Source organism: Vibrio sp. ECSMB14106 (assembly GCF_000972265.1).
Classification (GTDB): Bacteria; Pseudomonadota; Gammaproteobacteria; order Enterobacterales; family Vibrionaceae; genus Vibrio; species Vibrio kanaloae.
In genome coordinates, this window is record NZ_LAUM01000011.1 from 20,406 (window position 1) to 39,739 (window position 19,334).

The 19,334-nt window shown below is 44.6% G+C and carries 15 protein-coding genes; 11 read left to right on the plus strand and 4 right to left on the minus strand.

Annotated features, from left to right (window positions below; all coding sequences use genetic code 11):
* Positions 1-183 precede the first annotated feature (183 nt).
* Together glnE and hldE are read left to right on the plus strand one after the other, a co-directional pair.
* A complete protein-coding gene (gene glnE, locus WR49_RS09715; protein ID WP_017056016.1) occupies positions 184-3,033 on the plus strand; it encodes a bifunctional [glutamate--ammonia ligase]-adenylyl-L-tyrosine phosphorylase/[glutamate--ammonia-ligase] adenylyltransferase in 2,850 nt (949 codons plus the stop codon).
* A gap of 120 nt (positions 3,034-3,153) precedes the next feature.
* Positions 3,154-4,584 carry a bifunctional D-glycero-beta-D-manno-heptose-7-phosphate kinase/D-glycero-beta-D-manno-heptose 1-phosphate adenylyltransferase HldE gene (hldE, locus tag WR49_RS09720; RefSeq protein ID WP_046223866.1) on the plus strand — a complete coding sequence of 477 codons (1,431 nt, stop codon included), beginning with the start codon at positions 3,154-3,156 and terminating at the stop codon, positions 4,582-4,584.
* A 136-nt stretch (positions 4,585-4,720) separates the two neighbouring features.
* On the opposite strand, the gene tolC is transcribed toward hldE, so the two are convergent.
* Complete coding sequence (gene tolC / locus WR49_RS09725) at positions 4,721-6,046, minus strand: outer membrane channel protein TolC (RefSeq protein ID WP_017056018.1); 1,326 nt, start codon at positions 6,044-6,046, stop codon at positions 4,721-4,723.
* A gap of 227 nt (positions 6,047-6,273) precedes the next feature.
* On the opposite strand from tolC, the gene nudF reads away from it, so the two are divergent.
* From nudF to parC, 6 genes are all read left to right on the plus strand, one after another.
* Positions 6,274-6,903, plus strand: a complete 630-nt coding sequence (nudF, locus tag WR49_RS09730) for an ADP-ribose diphosphatase (protein ID WP_046223867.1) — start codon at positions 6,274-6,276, stop codon at positions 6,901-6,903.
* 4 nt (positions 6,904-6,907) lie between these two features.
* On the plus strand, positions 6,908-7,348 hold the full coding sequence (locus tag WR49_RS09735) for a DUF1249 family protein (RefSeq protein ID WP_017056020.1): 441 nt from the start codon (positions 6,908-6,910) through the stop codon (positions 7,346-7,348).
* 59 nt (positions 7,349-7,407) lie between these two features.
* Entirely contained in the window at positions 7,408-8,232 is an 825-nt protein-coding gene (gene cpdA / locus WR49_RS09740; protein ID WP_046223868.1) for a 3',5'-cyclic-AMP phosphodiesterase, read from the plus strand.
* Positions 8,233-8,263: 31 nt separating this feature from the next.
* On the plus strand, positions 8,264-8,869 hold the full coding sequence (yqiA, locus tag WR49_RS09745; RefSeq protein WP_046223869.1) for an esterase YqiA: 606 nt from the start codon (positions 8,264-8,266) through the stop codon (positions 8,867-8,869).
* A gap of 239 nt (positions 8,870-9,108) precedes the next feature.
* The gene (gene parE, locus WR49_RS09750) at positions 9,109-10,989 is read left to right on the plus strand and encodes a DNA topoisomerase IV subunit B (protein ID WP_046223870.1); all 1,881 of its coding nucleotides are present in this window, start codon (positions 9,109-9,111) and stop codon (positions 10,987-10,989) included.
* A 3-nt stretch (positions 10,990-10,992) separates the two neighbouring features.
* The gene (gene parC / locus WR49_RS09755) at positions 10,993-13,251 is read left to right on the plus strand and encodes a DNA topoisomerase IV subunit A (protein WP_017056024.1); all 2,259 of its coding nucleotides are present in this window, start codon (positions 10,993-10,995) and stop codon (positions 13,249-13,251) included.
* 155 nt (positions 13,252-13,406) lie between these two features.
* Here the strand turns inward: parC and degS are convergent, their stop codons facing one another.
* From degS to zapG, 3 genes are all read right to left on the minus strand, one after another.
* Positions 13,407-14,471 (minus strand): outer membrane-stress sensor serine endopeptidase DegS, encoded by a 1,065-nt coding sequence (gene degS, locus WR49_RS09760; RefSeq protein WP_017056025.1) that lies wholly within the window; start codon positions 14,469-14,471, stop codon positions 13,407-13,409.
* Between the two features lie 210 nt (positions 14,472-14,681).
* A complete protein-coding gene (locus tag WR49_RS09765; RefSeq protein WP_046223871.1) occupies positions 14,682-16,037 on the minus strand; it encodes a DegQ family serine endoprotease in 1,356 nt (451 codons plus the stop codon).
* Positions 16,038-16,163: 126 nt separating this feature from the next.
* Positions 16,164-16,619, minus strand: a complete 456-nt coding sequence (gene zapG / locus WR49_RS09770; RefSeq protein ID WP_046223872.1) for a Z-ring associated protein ZapG — start codon at positions 16,617-16,619, stop codon at positions 16,164-16,166.
* A 219-nt stretch (positions 16,620-16,838) separates the two neighbouring features.
* Between zapG and zapE the strand changes: the two genes are divergently transcribed.
* The 3 genes from zapE (at position 16,839) to rpsI (ending at position 19,024) form a co-directional block, all read left to right on the plus strand.
* Positions 16,839-17,942 carry a cell division protein ZapE gene (zapE, locus tag WR49_RS09775; RefSeq protein ID WP_046223873.1) on the plus strand — a complete coding sequence of 368 codons (1,104 nt, stop codon included), beginning with the start codon at positions 16,839-16,841 and terminating at the stop codon, positions 17,940-17,942.
* Between the two features lie 247 nt (positions 17,943-18,189).
* Entirely contained in the window at positions 18,190-18,618 is a 429-nt protein-coding gene (gene rplM, locus WR49_RS09780; protein ID WP_017056029.1) for a 50S ribosomal protein L13, read from the plus strand.
* Between the two features lie 13 nt (positions 18,619-18,631).
* A complete protein-coding gene (gene rpsI / locus WR49_RS09785) occupies positions 18,632-19,024 on the plus strand; it encodes a 30S ribosomal protein S9 (protein ID WP_004740758.1) in 393 nt (130 codons plus the stop codon).
* Positions 19,025-19,334 lie beyond the last annotated feature (310 nt).

The window sequence follows — 19,334 nt, forward strand, 5'->3', positions numbered from 1 at the left end:
TCTTAGAGACAAAGGCTTAACTCGATAAGTTCACCGATAAAACGCCCACATTACTCATGTGGGCGTTTTTTATTGGCGTAACTTTGGTATAACTTATCTTTAGTTATTAATACTCTGCTGTTAATACTATTTATTTAAGAGCAGAACTGACTGTTCAGCGCGCAGCTAATACAAGGAAGAAACATGCTATTGCCTTCTCAACTCGTCACTCATTCGCAGTCTGCTTTTGAGCAATTGTTAGAACATCAAAGTGAAGCCATTAATCATTGGCCCGAGCCATTGATTGACGACCTTAAGTATGTATTGGGTTTGAGCTGTTTTATTGGTGATAGCTTACAACGTGATACGATTTTATCTAACACCTTACCGGCCATGTTGTCATGTGAAGAGCGAGCTGAAGGCTATCGTGAGCGATTGGCCGAATTGTTGTCTGGTTGCGCAGATGAAATGAGTGGTCAACATGTGTTGCGTCAGTTCCGTAATCGAGAAATGACTTATATCGCCTGGCGTGACTTCATGGGGTCTTGGGAGTTAGAGCAGAGCTTAAATCATTTATCGATGTTGGCTGAGGCGATGATCTTCGAAACCTATCAATGGCAGTACGATATTTGCTGTAAGGAGTGGGGGACGCCTTGCAACGAACAAGGTGAAGCGCAGCCGATGCTGATCATTGGTATGGGCAAGCTAGGTGGCGGTGAGCTCAACTTCTCTTCTGATATCGACCTGATTTTTACTTACCCTGAAAATGGTGAAACGCAAGGCGCAAGACGTAGTATCGCCAATGCGCAGTTTTTTACTCGTTTAGGCCAGCGTATTATCAAGGCGCTTGATCAGCAAACCTTTGATGGATTCTGTTATCGAGTTGACATGCGTTTGCGTCCGTTTGGTGAGAGTGGCCCATTGGTGATGAGCTATGCCGCACTTGAGGACTATTATCAGGAACAAGGCCGTGATTGGGAACGTTATGCGATGGTTAAGTCGCGAGTGATGGGTAGTGAAATGTACCCCGAATACCAAGAATTACGCCAGATGATGCGGCCATTTGTGTTCCGTCGTTATATTGACTTTAGTGCGATTCAGTCTCTTCGCCGGATGAAGTCGATGATCAGCAGTGAAGTACGTCGTCGTGGTTTATCAAACAATATTAAACTTGGTTCTGGTGGTATTCGTGAAGTTGAGTTCATTGCTCAGGTCTTTCAGTTAATTCGTGGTGGGCGCGAACCGAGTCTTCGTAGTCGAGGCTTGTTGAAAACGTTAAGTGCTATTGAATCTCTTCAGTTATTAGAGGCCGAAGAGGTTGACCATTTACGCAATGCTTATGTGTTCTTGCGTCGACTTGAAAACCTATTACAAGCGATGGCTGACAAGCAAACTCAAACCTTACCAGATAGTGAGCATGAACAACTGCAGCTTGCTGTTGCGATGCAATTTGCTGATTGGGATAGCTTGATTACTGCAACTCGTGCACATATGGCGAATGTACATACCGTATTTGAAGATCTTATTGGGATGGAAGAAGAGGATGCGAACCCCGTCGCGAGTTACTTCAGTGAGTTGTGGGATATGGCTCATAAACCCGATGTGATTGAGCATGTCTTAGAACACGACATCGCAGTAGTTAGCCCACCAGAAGCGGCGAAAACGATCATTCAGTTTAAAGCTGACCTTGCTAAGAAAACCCTTGGTCCACGTGGGAGGGAGGTCTTAAATCGTTTAATGCCTAAAGTCTTTCAAGCTCTGTATACCAATAAGTATGCAGAGTTTGGTTTGTCTCGGGTATTGCATTTATTGCACAAAATAGTCACGCGTACCACCTATCTCGAGCTATTAGATGAACACCCTGCTGCACTGACTCAGTTAGTTCGATTATGTACCGCCAGCCCAATGATCTCTGAGCAGCTTGGACGTTACCCAATCCTGCTTGATGAACTTATCGACCCTCAGCAGCTCTATAACCCAGTGCCGCTTGAGTCTTACAAGACAGAATTACGTGATTATCTTGCTCGTATTCCTGAAGATGATATGGAGCAGCAGATGGAAGGCCTGCGTCAGTTTAAGCAGACCTGTATATTGAGAATTGCAGCCGCGGATATTGCGGGTGCTCTACCTGTCATGAAGGTGAGTGACCACTTGACGTATTTAGCAGAAGCGATTGTCGAAGCGGGTGTCAATCAAGCTTGGTTACAGGTGTCAGCGAAGTTTGGTGAACCAACTCATGTGAAAGACCGCGAAGGTCGTGGGTTTGCAGTTATTGGCTATGGCAAAGTGGGAGGCTGGGAACTTGGCTATAATTCCGATCTCGATATCGTATTCATGCACGACTGTCCTGTTGATATCTATACTGATGGTAAGAAAGAGATCGATGGACGTCAGTTTTACCTTAGGTTGGCACAGCGTATTATTCATATTTTCTCAACCAGAACCGCTTCTGGGATTTTATACGAAGTGGATACTCGCCTGCGTCCTTCGGGTGCCTCTGGTCTAATGGTTAGCCCAACAGATGCCTTTGATGAGTACCAACACAAGGACGCTTGGACCTGGGAGCATCAAGCTTTGACTCGCGCCCGTATGATTTTCGGAGATGAACGGTTGGCTACAGCGTTCAATAAAACGCGTCATGAGGTGTTGTGTCTTCCACGTGACGAAGCCACTTTAAAAAAGTCGGTTGTTGATATGCGTGAAAAAATGCGTGGTCATCTAGGTGGTAAAAAATCCGGTCGTTTCATGCTTAAGCAAGATGCGGGTGGGATTACTGATGTTGAGTTTTTAGCGCAATACTTAGTGCTGCGATACAGTAATGAAAAGCCGAAACTCACTCGCTGGTGCGACAATGTGAGAATCTTTGAAAGTTTGCTGTCGCAAGGGATTATGGACGAGCAACAAGGTATGGCACTGATCAATGCCTATACAACGTTGCGTGATGAAATTCACCATCGAAACTTACTTAACCTGGATGCAGACGTAGCGATTGATAAGTTCGAAATGGAAAGAGAACATGTGGTTCAAGCTTGGAAGCAATGGATGGAAGTATAAGTTGTCTTTTGCTTATCTTTCGCAGTGCCTATAGAGATAGGCTTTACTCATTTTTATATGTTTTAGCCACTGTAATCGGTGTGCTAGACTCTAGCCAGATTCGATTTTTGGAGTTCAACAATGAAACCAATTCTACCTGACTACAGCCAATCAGGTGTTCTTATTGTCGGTGACGTAATGCTTGATCGTTACTGGTATGGCCCAACTGGCCGTATTTCACCAGAAGCACCTGTCCCTGTTGTAAAAGTAGAAAATAACGAAGAGCGTCCAGGTGGTGCTGCCAACGTTGCAATGAATATTGCTTCTCTTGGTGGCCATGCTCATGTTGTTGGCTTAACTGGTAAAGATGAACCAGCCGAGGTGTTAAAAGATACCTTGGCTGCTTTAAAGGTTAAGTGTGATTTTGTTGAGTTGAAAGATTACCCAACGATTACCAAACTGCGCGTGATGAGCCGTGGTCAGCAGTTGATTCGTCTTGATTTTGAAGAGAAATTTGAGAACACGGATCCTGAACTTATTTTGTCTCGCATGGAACAAGCACTTCCTAATGTACGTTCGGTAATCCTATCTGACTACGCAAAAGGCGCTTTGGAGCATGTGCAGAGCTTTATTCAAAAAGCACGTGCTGCGAACGTTCCGGTTTTTATCGATCCCAAAGGTGCCGATTTAGAACGCTACCGTGGTGCGACTCTGCTTACGCCAAATATGTCGGAATTCGAGCTGGTGGCAGGAAAGGTTAAGTCAGAAGAAGATCTAGTCGAGAAGGGCATAGCCTTGATTGAGAAGTATGACTTTGAAGCCTTGTTGGTGACTCGTAGTGAGCATGGTATGACACTGCTGCGTAAAGGTCAGGCACCATTCCACTTGCCGACTCAAGCGAAAGAAGTGTATGACGTGACGGGTGCTGGCGATACCGTTATCTCGGTATTGGCGGCTTCAGTTGCTGCGGGCAAACCACTGGATGAGGCGTGTGCGTTAGCAAATGCGGCAGCTGGAGTGGTAGTCGGTAAGTTAGGTACATCGACGCTGTCGACGATTGAGTTAGCGGAAGCGATTCACGGTAGCCAAGATACAGACTACGGCGTGATCTCTGAAGCTGCATTGGTTGAAGCGGTGAAACGTGCTCGTGCGAAAGGCGAGAAAGTGGTTATGACCAATGGTTGCTTTGATATTCTGCATGCCGGCCATGTTTCTTACATGAACCATGCTGCTGAATTGGGTGATCGTTTGATCGTTGCAGTAAATACTGATGAGTCAGTGAAACGCTTAAAAGGGCCAGGTCGCCCTGTCAATCCAACTGATCGTCGTATGGCGGTATTGGCTGGCTTAGGCGCGGTTGATTGGGTGGTTCCGTTTTCTGAAGATACACCGCAACGTTTGATCTCTGAGGTACTACCAAGCATTCTAGTGAAAGGTGGCGATTACAAACCTGAAGAGATCGCGGGTGGTGCGGAAGTGATTGCGGCTGGTGGTGAAGTGAAAGTGCTTAACTTTGAAGATGGTTGCTCTACGACTGAAATCATCAAAGCGATCAAAGGTGGTCGAGGCTAACGTTCTGTCTTTTAGCTTCTAAGCTATAGCTTTTTATCAATAAAAAAAATGCCGCTCAATGAGCGGCATTTTTGTAACTGTAATCTAATCACTTTATTAAAGACTCTCATTAGAGTCTTTAATTAGGGGTTTATAATTACTTGCTTGCTACTTTTAGACCTGCATTTACATCAACAATGTCTTGTTCGCTTAGCGTACCAACCGCTTGGCGAAGCTGAAGTACACTTAGGATGTAGTTGTAACGAGCATCTGAAAGGTTTTTGTTCGCATCGTATAGACGACGAGTCGAATCCAGTACGTCAACGATAGTGCGAGTACCAACATCAAAACCGGCTTCTGTTGCTTCTAGAGCAGATTGAGCTGAAACCACAGATTGTTCGTAAGCGCGCAGAGCACCAATTGAAGCACTGATGTTGTTATTGAATGCACGTACGTCTTTTACAACGCTACGGTAAGTTGCTTCTAGATCTTCACTTGCTGCAACGTAGTTGTATTCAGCCTGTTTAGTCAAAGAAGTTGTGTTACCACCCGTGTATAGAGGCACAACTAAGTTTAAGCCTAGATTTAGGTTGTCTTGATCATAATTTTGAGAGCTGTTTGATTGATCTGACAGGGAGTAGCTACCATCTAACGTTAAGCTTGGTAAGTGACCTGAGCTTGCTAGAGAAATGTTATCTTTTGCTACGTCTTGAGAGATACGTGCAGCGAGTAGGCTAAGGTTCTTTTGTTCAGCTTGTTCTACAAGTGCCACTGCAGAGTCAGAAGATTTGCTTGCTGAGAAGCGATCCGTATCTAGGATGCTTAGGTTAGCGTGTTCCTGACCTGTAATCTCACGTAGACCTTCGTAACTATTCGTTAAGTCGTTTTCTGCAAGAACTTCATCAGCTAAAACGCCATCGTATTGAGCTTGCGCATCATGTACATCGGTAATTGCTGAAAGACCCACTTCAAAACGCTGCTTAGTTTGTTCTAGTTGACGAGCAACTGCTGCTTTTTCTGCACGAACAAACTCTAGGTTATCTTGAGCTCGAAGTACTTCGAAGTATGCTGTCGAAACACGAAGGATCAAAGCTTGTTGTTCGGCCGCGTAAGCTGAATCAAATTGACGAGCCGTTTTTTCTGCTGTATCTAGCGTGATCCATGAAGAGCGTTGATAAAGCTCTTGAGTGAAGCCGATCGCTGCTCCCCAAGTGTTGTTATCAATACTTGAGCTACCTGTACCAGAGGTATCTCTATCACCACGGTTAATGTCGTAGTTCGCTGTTAGATTAATTTGTGGTAACAAATCACTACGGCTTGACGTTACTGCTTCAAAAGCGGCATCGCGCTGCGCTGCTGAACGAAGAAGTTGTGGATCGTTCTGTTTTGCTTGGTCGTAAACTTCAGCTAGCGTATCAGCGAAAGCTGACGAACTCAGGCTGCCAATTGCTGCACTGATAAATAGTGGAAGCAGTTTTTTCATTTTCCCATTCCTGCCTTTCATAGAATTTTCTTTAAAAGAGTTTAACCCAGTTTGGTGGTGATTTACTCGAAACTTTGCACATTTTTACAATTAACTGTCCACTTGTGCAATATTTATTTTTTTAAACTTAACTTTAATTATAAATTTTATACAAAAAGTTGAACCTTATCCTTGGTAGTTAACTCGGACAATGAGTAAACTGTAAAGATCACTTAGCGAGGTACCAAATGCAACAGTATGACAAGCAACGACATGAGTTTACTCCGCAAGATGTGGAAATAGTCTCAAAAGAGACGCTGTTTCGTGGTTTTTTCAAAATGGTTAAATATACATTTAGACATAGACTGTTTGAGGGAGGCTGGAGCCAACCAATAGAACGTGAGATGTTTGAGCGTGGTCATGCTGCCGCTTTGCTACCTTATGATCCTGTGCGCGATGAAGTCGTGATCGTTGAACAGATTCGCGTTGGTGCTTTAGAGCATGAGATCCCATGGCAATACGAAATCGTTGCTGGAATTATTGATACGGATGAGCCTCCGCAAGACGTTGCTCGTCGAGAAGCGATGGAAGAGGCGGGAGTCGAAGTCGGATCTGTACTACCTATTACTTCGTATTACCCTTCATCTGGTGGCTGCTCAGAAAAGCTCGATGTTTTTGTTGGCTGTGTTGATGCAACCACAGCCAAAGGGGTACACGGGTTGGATTACGAAGGTGAAGACATTCGTGTACAAGTGATGAGTCGCGAAGCCGCTTATCAGTTAGTAAAAGACGGTGTGTTTGAAAATGGAGCCACGATCATTGCGCTACAGTGGCTGCAATTGAACTACCAAGAATTACAGTCAGAGTGGGTAGATTAACGTCATGCCAAATATAGCGGTCAAAAAGCCGTATCATGTTGATCTTGCTGAGTTGATGCGAGTTTATGAGACGAACTACGCCAAGCTCAATGCTCTGTTACCGGTTGGGCATGAGGTTGGTGACGTTCGCTGCTATCAAGCCGTTAATATGGTTTATCAGTTGACAGTGAATGAGGTCACAAAATACACCACATTAATAGACATATGTCAGAGTGACGCGATGCCAGTGTTTCCTTTGCCAAAAATGTCTGTCAGGCTATATCACGACGCTCGAGTTGCAGAAGTGTGCGCTAGTGGAGACTTTTCACGAGTCAAAGCGAAGTACGACTACCCCAACGCTAAGCTTCTGCAAAAGGATGAGAAGTTCCAATTGAATAAATTTCTTGGGGAATGGTTAACGTTTTGTTTAAAAACCGGTATCAGTCGAGCCCCAATTACTTTTTAATTGAGCCTATTTAAAGCACACTTTAAAGTCTAAACAGTAACGTATCTGGATTTGTTATTTTGGAATTATCACACACTTCAAAATTTGATGAGAGCAGTATTAAGCTTGTTCAGCTAACGGACACGCATTTGTTTGCGCCGAGCAACGGCAGCTTATTAAGCATCAACACTCAAGATAGCTTTCGTGCTGTAGTCGATGGCATTGTTAGTCAAGGCTTTGACTATCAAGCGATTCTGGCAACCGGTGATATCTCTCAAGATCACAGTGCTGAATCGTACCAGAAATTTGAGTCAGGAATTCAGCCTTTGGAAAAGCCATGTTACTGGCTGCCAGGAAACCATGACTTCAAGCCTAATATGGGCAGTGTTCTACCATCACCACAAATACAGTGTGTTGAGCACGTCTTGCTAGGCGATAACTGGCAAATGGTGATGCTGGACTCACAAGTGGTTGGTGTACCGCACGGGCGCCTCAGTGATCAGCAACTTGATCTGCTAGAGCAAAAATTGTCGGAATTCCCTGAACGTAATACCTTGGTTCTTTTACACCACCATCCGCTATTGGTTGGCAGTGCATGGCTGGATCAACATAACCTGAAAGATGCAGAGCAATTTTGGGATGTGGTCCAACAGCATACCAATGTGAAAGCCGTACTTTGTGGACACGTTCATCAGGACATGAATCGAGATCATCATGGTGTACAAGTTATGGCAACCCCGTCGACTTGTGTGCAATTCAAACCCAACTCGAATGACTTTGCGGTGGATACTTTGTCTCCAGGCTGGAGAGAGATTGAATTACATCAAGACGGCACGGTAAGCACGCAAGTTCGTCGCCTGCCTCATGGACAATTTTTACCTGATTTCGATGCGGCTGGTTATTGATGCCAGTGACTAACGATGTAGGAGGCTATTAATGTCTGATTCTAATCAGCAAACTGCTAAGCCACCGCTGCTTCTCTATATTCACGGATTTAACAGCTCATCACGTTCTCACAAGGCGACAGTGATGGCTGACTACTGTGCAAAGCATCGTGCTGATATTAAGGTGATTGCACCTCAGCTGCCGAGTTTCCCTCAGCAAGCAGCACTTCATTTGCAGCAGTTGGTGGAACAGTATAAAGATCAATACCAGATAGCATTAGTCGGCAGTTCGTTGGGGGGCTACCTTTCAACATGGCTTAATAGTCACTATGGTTTTAAAGCGGTGGTTGTTAACCCAGCAGTGAAGCCGTATGAGCTTCTTGCTGATTATTTGGGTGAGCAAGTAAATCCTTACACAGATGAACGATATGTACTGGAAGCAAAACATATCGAGGAATTGAAGGCGTTAGAGGTTCCGGCTCTCAAAAACCCGAGTGACTTCTGGTTACTTCAACAAACGGAAGACGAAGTTCTGGATTACCGACAAGCGATAGAGAAGTACCAAGGTGCAACACAAACAGTAGAAAAGGGTGGGGATCATAGCTTTGTTGATTTTGAGCGCTACCCACAACAAATCATCACCTTTCTAAAGCTATAATCTGCTTCACTGGCTGATCGATTTTCTCTTGTTTGCCTGTTATTTCATCTATCAATGGTGAAATATCATAGTTTGATGTCTTAGTTTTTGAACTAGCTTGACATCATTACTCAGCTTCCAGACTATATTCCCCAATACTTCGCTCGTTCGCTCTACTATGACGGTTCATAGTAATGATTCTGCTTTAGTGAAACTAGAGCCAGTGAACTGACGCAAACTTTTTGAGTAAACTCCGTATTATGACTGAACAATATAATGCAAAAGACCTCGAGGTACTTGAAGGTCTCGATCCTGTGCGACACCGCCCGGGAATGTATACCGAGACAGAAAGACCGAACCACCTTGCCCAAGAAGTCATTGATAACTCGGTCGATGAAGCATTAGCAGGACACGCTAAGAAAATTAAAGTTGTGCTTCATGCAGACCAATCGCTAGAAGTTACTGATGACGGCCGTGGTATGCCCGTTGATATTCACCCTGAAAAAGGGATTTCTGGTGTTGAGTTGATCCTAACTAAGCTCCACTCCGGCGGTAAATTCTCAAACAATAACTACAAGTTTTCTGGTGGTTTACACGGTGTTGGTATCTCGGTTGTAAACGCACTTTCAAAACGCGTTGAAGTGACTGTGCGCCGAGAAGGCCAGGTTCACGAGATCGCACTTGAAGGTGGTCATGCCGTAACAGAACTGACCGTAACAGGTACTTGCGGCAATCGTAACAGTGGTACATCCGTACATTTCTGGCCTGATCCTAAGTACTTTGATAGTCCTAAATTTTCGACACTTCGCCTTATCAACAACCTACGAGCGAAAGCAGTACTTTGCCCTGGTTTAGAAATCACCTTTGTCGACAAAGTGGGTGGTGAAGAACACAAATGGTTCTATGAAGATGGTTTAAAAGATTATCTTGCAGAGGGAGTGAAAGGTTACACCTTACTGCCTGAAGACCCGTATGTCGGTGAGTTTGTTGCTGAAACGGAAATGGCGAATTGGGCGATCATCTGGCAGCCAGAAGGCGGTGAAATGATCACCGAGAGTTACGTGAACTTAGTACCGACCAAACAAGGTGGTACACACGTAAACGGTCTCCGCCAAGGCCTGCTTGATGCAATGCGTGAGTTCTGTGAATTCCGTAATCTTCTGCCTCGTGGCGTGAAGTTAACCGGTGACGATATCTTCGACCGTTGTTCGTACGTACTATCGGTGAAGATGCAAGATCCGCAGTTTGCTGGTCAAACAAAAGAGCGTCTATCTTCTCGTCAAACTGCAGCTTTTGTTTCTGGTGTCGTAAAAGACGCGTTTAGCCTCTGGTTGAATGAAAAGCCACAATTAGCAGAACAACTAGCTGAAGCTTGCATTGCGAATGCGCACCGCCGTATGCGCGCGAGCAAAAAGGTTGTGCGTAAGAAGATCGCGTCAGGCCCAGCACTGCCGGGTAAGCTTACCGACTGTTCGGTTCAGGATTTAAGCCGCACTGAGATCTTCTTCGTGGAAGGGGACTCGGCGGGTGGCTCTGCGAAACAAGCGCGTGACCGTGAGTTCCAAGCAGTGATGCCACTTCGCGGTAAGATCTTAAATACATGGGAAGTATCTGCTGACCAAGTATTGGCTTCACAAGAAGTACACGACATCTCGGTTGCTTTGGGTATTGATCCTGACAATGATGATTTGTCAGGCCTGCGTTACGGTAAAATTTGTATCCTTGCCGATGCAGACTCGGATGGTCTTCATATCGCGACACTGCTCTGTGCACTGTTTACTCGCCATTTCCCTGCTTTGGTTGCAGAAGGGCACATCTATGTGGCAATGCCCCCTCTGTATCGTATCGATTGCGGTAAAGAAGTGTTCTACGCACTTGATGACGCAGAGAAAGATGGTGTGCTTGAGCGACTATCGCAGAAGAAAGCCAAAATTAACGTGCAACGATTCAAAGGTCTGGGTGAAATGAATCCACTTCAGTTGCGCGAAACCACCATGGATCCAAATACTCGTCGCCTTGTTCAATTAACCATTGATGACAGCGAAGCGACCAATGAGATGATGGACATGCTGCTTGGTAAGAAACGTGCAGATGATCGCCGTACATGGCTACAGACTAACGGTGATATGGCCGAGGTATAATGGATGTCTAACGAAATTACATTTGATGGCGTTGAACAATTGCCTATGCGCAAGTTCACCGAAGACGCTTACTTAAACTACTCAATGTACGTGATCATGGATCGTGCATTGCCTTATATCGGCGATGGCTTGAAGCCCGTTCAGCGCCGTATTATCTACGCGATGTCTGAGCTTGGTCTATCGGCCGCATCGAAATATAAGAAATCGGCACGTACCGTTGGTGATGTACTAGGTAAGTATCACCCACACGGTGACTCTGCTTGTTACGAAGCGATGGTATTGATGGCACAGCCGTTCTCTTACCGCTACCCATTGGTAGACGGTCAAGGTAACTGGGGTGCTCCGGATGATCCGAAATCATTTGCCGCAATGCGTTATACCGAAGCGAAACTGTCTAAGTTTGCTGAAGTTTTGCTGAGTGAGTTAGGCCAAGGTACGGTTGAATGGCAACCTAACTTTGATGGCACGATGAAAGAGCCACAAATGCTGCCAGCTCGTCTGCCTCATATCTTACTAAACGGTATCACGGGTATCGCGGTAGGTATGGCAACCGACATTCCACCACACAATGTGCGTGAGATTGCCGAGGCAACCATTAAGTTGATCGATAGCCCTAAATCTGAGCTATCGGACATCATGGAAAGCGTGCAGGGTCCTGACTATCCAACGGAAGCAGAGATCATCTCGCCGAAATCGGATATTGAAAAGATTTACCGTACTGGCCGAGGCAGCATCAAGATGCGCGCTGTTTGGCACAAAGAAGGCTCTGATATTGTTATCACCGCTCTGCCTCATCAAGTGTCAGGCGCTAAGCTACTTGAGCAAATCGCTAACCAGATGCGCGCTAAAAAGCTACCAATGGTTGACGATCTGCGTGATGAGTCGGATCACGAGAACCCAACGCGTATCGTCGTGGTTCCTCGTTCGAACCGTATCGACTGTGATCAACTGATGAGTCACTTGTTCGCTTCGACGGATCTAGAGAAGAACTTCCGCGTTAACTTGAACATGATTGGTTTAGACAGTCGCCCTCAAGTTAAAGGTCTGGTTCAAATCCTAAAAGAGTGGATTGAATTCCGTCGTACAACGGTTCGCCGTCGTTTGCAATACAGACTCGATAAGGTACTCGCTCGCCTGCACATCTTAGAAGGCTTGCTGGTGGCTTACCTGAATATTGATGAAGTGATTGAGATCATTCGTACAGAAGACGAACCATGTCCTGTATTGATGAGCCGCTTCAATATTACGGAAACACAAGCGAATGCTATCTTAGATATAAAACTTCGTAACTTAGCCAAGTTAGAAGAGTTTAAGATTCGTGCCGAGCAAGAAGAGCTAGAAGCAGAGCGTGATAAGCTTGAAAAGCTATTGGGTTCTGAGCGTCGTTTAAACACGCTGATCAAGAAAGAAATTCAAGCGGATGCTGAAAAGTATGGCGATGACCGTCGCTCACCATTGATTGAGCGTGCAGAAGCCAAAGCACTAACAGAGCGTGATTTAGTTCCGAGTGAACCGATCACAGTTGTGCTTTCTGAGAAAGGCTGGATTCGTCATGCTAAAGGGCATGAGGTTGATGCTGAAGGCTTAAACTATAAGTCTGGTGACAAATTCTTAGCAAGTGCTAAGGGTAAGAGTAACCAACAAGCGGTGTTCTTGGGTAGTGACGGCCGAAGTTACTCCCTTGAGTCACACTCATTACCGTCGGCACGAAGCCAAGGTGAGCCTATTACTGGTCGCTTGAACGTTAGCCCTGGTACCTCTATCCGTCAAGTGGTGATGGGTGAGGATGAGCAGCTCTGGTTAGTCGGTTCCGATGCTGGATACGGTTTTGTTTGTAAGGGGGGCGATCTGCTTTCTAAGAACAAGAGCGGTAAAGCGTTGGTGAACTTGCCACAAGCTTCTGAAGTGATGATGCCAAGTCCGATTGCTGACTTGGACAGTAACCAGATCTTAGCGATTACGAACCAAGGGCGTATGTTGTTGTTCCCGATTAAAGACTTACCTCAACTAACTAAAGGTAAGGGTAATAAGATCATCAATATTCCTTCTGCGAAAGCAAAAGAGCGCGAAGAGTTTGTATCGCATTTGATGGCTATCCCAGAGAATGCAACGCTGACAATCTACGCGGGTAAACGTAAGCTTGGCTTAAAACCTGCGGATCTTGAAAACTTCCGAGGTGAGCGTGGTCGTCGTGGCGGCTTATTGCCGAGAGGATTGCAGAGAGTGACTCGCATCGATATCGATGACCCAAGCGAGTCATAAAAAAATGGCCGTGTGATGTCATGATTGATAAAAGAAAACCCAGCTTGAAAGCTGGGTTTTTTGTCTATGTGTTCTAGCTCATTAAGCTGTGTAGATAAAACAAACTGTATAGATAAGACAAACCGTGTAGATAGCGGCTAAGTGTGATACTTGATTTACAGGCGCGTGTCTTCGGCTATGGTGACCTTAAGTGTCTTGCTTTCACCTTGTCGTAATACGCCGACATCGATGACTGTGCCCGGTCGCAGATCAGTCACGATGTCCATAACACTCTGACGGCCATTAACTTGAGTATTGTTGATACTGACAATAATATCTTGTGCTTCAAACCCAGCATCGGCCGCTGGGCCGTTCGGATCTATGCCTAATACAACAATCCCGCCAATGTTCTTAGTTCCAAGCAAACGTGATGTGACTGAATTGATGTCTTGCCCATCGATGCCGATATAGCCACGAATGACACGACCATCAGCGATGATCTTCTCCATGATTTTATTAGCAAGTGGATAGGGGATCGCAAAAGAGATTCCGTAGGTTTCCATATCGGTGGCTTGTTGGAACGAAGCTGTATTAATGCCGACTAGTTCACCTTGTGAGTTCACCAATGCCCCACCTGAGTTACCTTCGTTAATTGCCGCATCGGTTTGAATAAAGGCTTGGTGACCGTCTGCACTGATTGACGATCGGCCTGTTGCCGAGATGATACCAAAGGTTGTCGTTTGACCTAGGTTGTACGGATTGCCGATAGCCAGTACCACATCCCCGACATTCGCGTTGTAATTGGGGTTAAGTGGAATCACAGGTAGGTTATCACCGCTGACTCTAAGTATCGCGATATCGGTACGTTTGTCTGAACCGACAAGTTGCGCGGCGGCTACGCGTCCATCTTGAAGTGCTACTACAATTTGGTCAGCCTGAGCAACAACGTGGAAGTTGGTAATGATGTAACCTTTTTCGCTGACAATAACTCCAGAACCTAAACCTTGAGTGAGCAGCTTACTGCGATCGCTTTCTGCATACTTACGGCTATAAATATTTACTACCGCAGGTGCTGCGCGGCGTACAGCTTGGTTAAACGAAATCTGAAGCGAGGTAATATTATCGACTTTAGGGCTTGTAACATCAGAAACAATCGCTGGCCTTAAGCTTGGAAATACGAGAAGAATAAGCACCGCTGAAACGAGTCCAAGGGAAATAGAACGAAATAGAAAGGACAGCATGTTTCCCTCTTCAACAAGTAAGGTATGAAGCATCCGTAGATGGATGACTGACTTGATTACTAGGGCGTGTCGGTCTTTCGCTGTCAAAATCAGCTAGAAAGATCACACATCCTAACGAAGCATAGCATTTTGATTCATCTAAAGAAAAGGGAGACTGAGTAAGTTTAAAGCAAACTTACTGAGCCTCCCTGTTATTACGCTGACGTATAACTATCGAATAACGAGGTAAATAGTCCTATCGCCTCGCTGGATATTAAGCGCCAATATGCCTGGTTGTTTCTCAAGGAGCTCTCTAAATTCAGCAAGATTCTTAATTGGTTGACGGTTTACGCCAATGATGATGTCGCCTTTGAGCAGTTGGTAGGCCTCTGCTGGTGAGCCCTGAGCTACACTCGATATTTTAACGCCCGTTGCTGAGTCACTTTCTGTTGTGTTAGTAAGCTCTGCACCGGCAAGTCCTTCATGGAGCTTTTCTGCTTGTGTTTTACTATTGCTCGATTCACCAAGGGTTACATCAAAGCTCTTACGCTTTCCGTCACGAACTACACCAAGTTCAATCTGCTTGCCTGCACCTAAGGTTGCCACTTTAGCTCTTAACTCACTAAAGGTATCAATACGCTTGCCATTGATAGAAACAATAATATCGCCCGCATTGAGACCTGCTTTGTCTGCGGCGCTGTCGGGGACAATTTGGCTGACAAAGGCACCTTTACTGGATTCATACCCTAGCGCTTCTGCTAACTCAGAGGTGATTTCTCCGCCTTGAACACCAAGCATGCCGCGTTTTACTTCACCGAAATTGAGGATCTGTTCTGTTAGATTTTTCATCATATTGGATGGAATAGCAAAACCGATACCGACATTACCTCCATTCGGACCAAGGATGGCGGTGTTAATACCAATCAGTTCACCGTTAAGATTCACCAGTGCACCACCAGAATTACCACTGTTTATCGCGGCATCCGTTTGGATGAAGTTTTCAAAGTTTTCTAGGTTTAGACCGCTACGACCTAGTGCAGAAACAATACCTGATGTCACCGTTTGCCCAAGTCCAAATGGGTTACCGATCGCCACACTAAAGTCACCGACTCTCAACTTGTCTGAGTCTGCGACTGTTATTTGGGTGAGATTCTTGGCTTTTTCCAATTTGAGTAATGCTATATCAGACATTTGGTCGCCACCGATGAGCTCGGCATCGTACTCTCGGCCATCATGAAGTTTTACTTTGATATCGTCGGCACCATTAATTACATGGTAATTGGTCACGATATGGCCTTTCTTAGCATCAATGATGACACCAGAACCTAACCCACGGAACGGCCGCTCTCGTGTTTGTTCTGGACCAAAAAAGAATTGAAATTGTTCAGGGATTCGCTGACGTTGTACCTGTTTGCCTTTGACGGCAATACTCACTACAGCGGGGGTAACTTGCTCAAGCATAGGGGCCAAACTCGGTAACTGTTCATTACCGACATTTAGGGGAAGTGCAGCTGTCGCTTGAATTGGGGTGATGATTGAACTTAAGCTTAAGGTCAGTACTGATAAAGCAAGCAAAGGTTTTTTCATCATAAACTCCTCTCTAGTTAAGGTCTTACATCTCTCATATTTGGTATAAGTATGAGAAGTTTCAAGTGACCTGAGTGAAAGTTATGACTCAAAAACCTTTGTAAAGTTCATTGAATTGTTAAATGTTTACGATGCTTTTGCTGTGACAACATCTGGAGTATCAATGATCTCTTTCTTTTGTTCTTTAAATAAACCCGTTGCACCATTGGCGTAATCTTTAGGTTGCTCTTCAAGAGCTTCCTTTTTAGATGTCGATTTCTCTTGCGGCTTATCTGAATGGGCAGCAGCTGTTTTTACAAATGGGTTGTCTTGCTCTGGCATGTTTGGGATTAGCTCTGAGCTTGTTTTCTCCATGTGTTGATACAGTTTCGTGTAGTCCTTACCTAAGGTATCTAACATTTCTGCTGATTTCGCAAAGTGATCAGCAAGCTCTTGTCGTTGCTGTTCAAGGGCAAACTTTGCGCTATCTAATTCTTTCTGTACGTTCTTTTGCTTTTTGTATTCCGGTGTCATAAAACGAGAAATAGCGACTCCTAAAATAACTCCTACTAGTAAACCGGCAACGGCATACATCCAAGACATAACAGCTCCTTATTATTGTTTTTTAACATGTTTATTACTGCTTGGTTACACGTGATACTGCTCCATGGTACTATGAGAAAGCCGCAGTATAAAGAGAAATGCGTGTGCGCTACCTAGCAGTTTGATGCTGATTTATTCGCCGCATGTCATGCTCTCTCGTACTGTTTAGGTGCATTTTTCTTCGCTGTCTGATGTCGCTTTCATTGTGGAAATATCGTCATGAATCCCGTTAAAAAATACGAACAAGATATAAAAGAACATGGATTTCAAAGAGATCCAGCACAAGAGCAAGCTGTTAAATCTTTAGATGAACTTTTTCATCAATTCCAAGATTACATGAATACGCCCATTCCTCAACTGACTCGATTTCAAAAATTACTGGGCAAAAAAACAGAATTACCACAGCCACCTAAAGGTCTCTATTTTTGGGGCGGTGTCGGGCGTGGGAAAACTTATCTAATGGATACGTTTTACGACGCACTACCAACCACTAAAAAAATGCGAGTTCACTTCCACCGTTTTATGTATCGCGTACATGACGAGTTAAAAGCGCTCGGGAATGTCAGTGATCCATTGCCTTTAGTTGCGGATAAGTTTAAGCAAGAAGCGGATATTGTTTGTTTCGATGAATTCTTCGTTTCAGATATTACGGATGCCATGATCCTAGGCACCTTGTTCCAAGAGTTATTTGCTCGAAATGTTATTTTGGTTGCTACCTCAAACATTCCGCCTGCGGATTTGTATCGTAATGGTTTGCAGCGAGCACGTTTCCTACCCGCTATCAAACTTATTCAAGATAACTGCCACATTCTTAATGTTGATAGCGGCATTGATTATCGTCTACGTACTTTAGAGCAGGCTGAAATTTATCATTACCCGCTGGATAGCCAAGCGAATATCAATCTCGAAAAATATTACGCCCAGTTAGTTGGTGACGATAAAGAAAAGTTCACACAGATTGAGGTCAATCACCGTCAGCTGGATGTCATTAAAGTGAGTGATGGCGTTTTACACGGCACTTTCGCTCAGCTTTGTCAGTCGGCGCGTAGCCAAAATGACTATATAGAGCTATCTCGGGTTTATCACACCGTTCTGTTGGCGGATGTTGTGCAAATGGGCGCAACTTCAGATGATGCAGCAAGACGCTTTATTGCGTTAGTGGATGAGTTCTATGAGCGCAACGTGAAATTGATTATTTCAGCGGAAGTTGAGCTAGAAAAATTGTATACCCATGGCCAGCTAGAGTTTGAATTTAAACGTTGTCAGTCTCGTTTAATCGAAATGCAGAGCCATGAATATTTGGCAAAAGAACACTTAAGCTAGCTCTGATTATCTCGAATAAGAAATAGAATTAAAAAAATCGTGATTTTGTTCAAAAAGAGGTGATTTTTTCTTCGCTCTTCTCTATAATCCTGCGACCTACCGTTACTGCGGGCCTCTAGCGATGAGTAAAATCACGTTATGCCAAGAGTTTTCCAACACTCGAAGGGGTGATGAATGGTAACTCTTAGACAGTGGGAATACGCGAGTATTCCTTAAGTGTAAATTTTTTAAATAGGTAATTATTAGCATGAAAACTTTCGTTGCTAAACCAGAAACTGTAAAACGCGACTGGTATGTTGTAGACGCTGAAGGCAAAACTCTTGGCCGTCTAGCAAGTGAAATCGCTTCTCGCCTTCGTGGTAAGCATAAAGCAGAATACACTCCTCACGTAGACACAGGTGATTACATCATCGTTGTTAACGCTGAGAAAGTTGCTGTAACTGGTAACAAAGCTAAGGGTAAGGTTTACTACCGTCACTCTGAGTTCCCAGGTGGTCTTAAGTCTATCACTTTCGAAAAGTTGATCGACAAGAAGCCAGAGATGGTTATCGAACTAGCTGTTAAAGGTATGTTACCACGTGGTCCTCTAGGCCGCGCAATGTACCGTAAGCTAAAAGTATACGCTGGTGCTGAGCACAACCATGTTGCTCAACAGCCACAAGTACTAGACATCTAAGGGGATTAAGACAATGGCAGAGAATCAATACTACGGCACTGGTCGTCGCAAAAGCTCAGCAGCTCGTGTTTTCATCAAACCAGGCTCTGGTGAGATCGTAATCAACAAGCGTAGCCTTGATGTTTACTTCGGTCGTCCAACTTCTCGTATGGTTGTTAAACAACCTCTTGAGCTAGTTGAACTAACTGAGAAACTTGACCTTTACATCACCGTTTCTGGTGGTGGTATTTCTGGTCAAGCTGGCGCAATCCGCCACGGTATCACTCGCGCTCTTATGGAGTACGATGAAACTCTACGTCCTGCTCTACGTGCAGCTGGCTATGTTACGCGTGACGCTCGTTGCGTTGAACGTAAGAAAGTTGGTCTACGTAAAGCACGTCGTAAACCTCAATTCTCTAAGCGTTAATTTTTCTTTACGAAAAAGCACACGCTCTCAGTTTTATTACTGGAATTGTGGTTCAAAGCTCGGCTATATGCCGGGCTTTTTGTTTTTATACCCCCCTCTAAATGCTTTCCATCCCTCGTTTTATTTCCAAATTCTTATATTTTGAAAGCTTTTGTAACCCAATGTGCGCTTTGCCTCATGATTGTTACAAAAAGGTAGCTTTATCTTGTCAAAAAGTAGGGTTTTATTTATCATTTGCCGTCAATAAATAGAACTAAATACATATTTTGTTAGCCATGCTCTTTAATCGGAATAATTTCAATCCATAAAG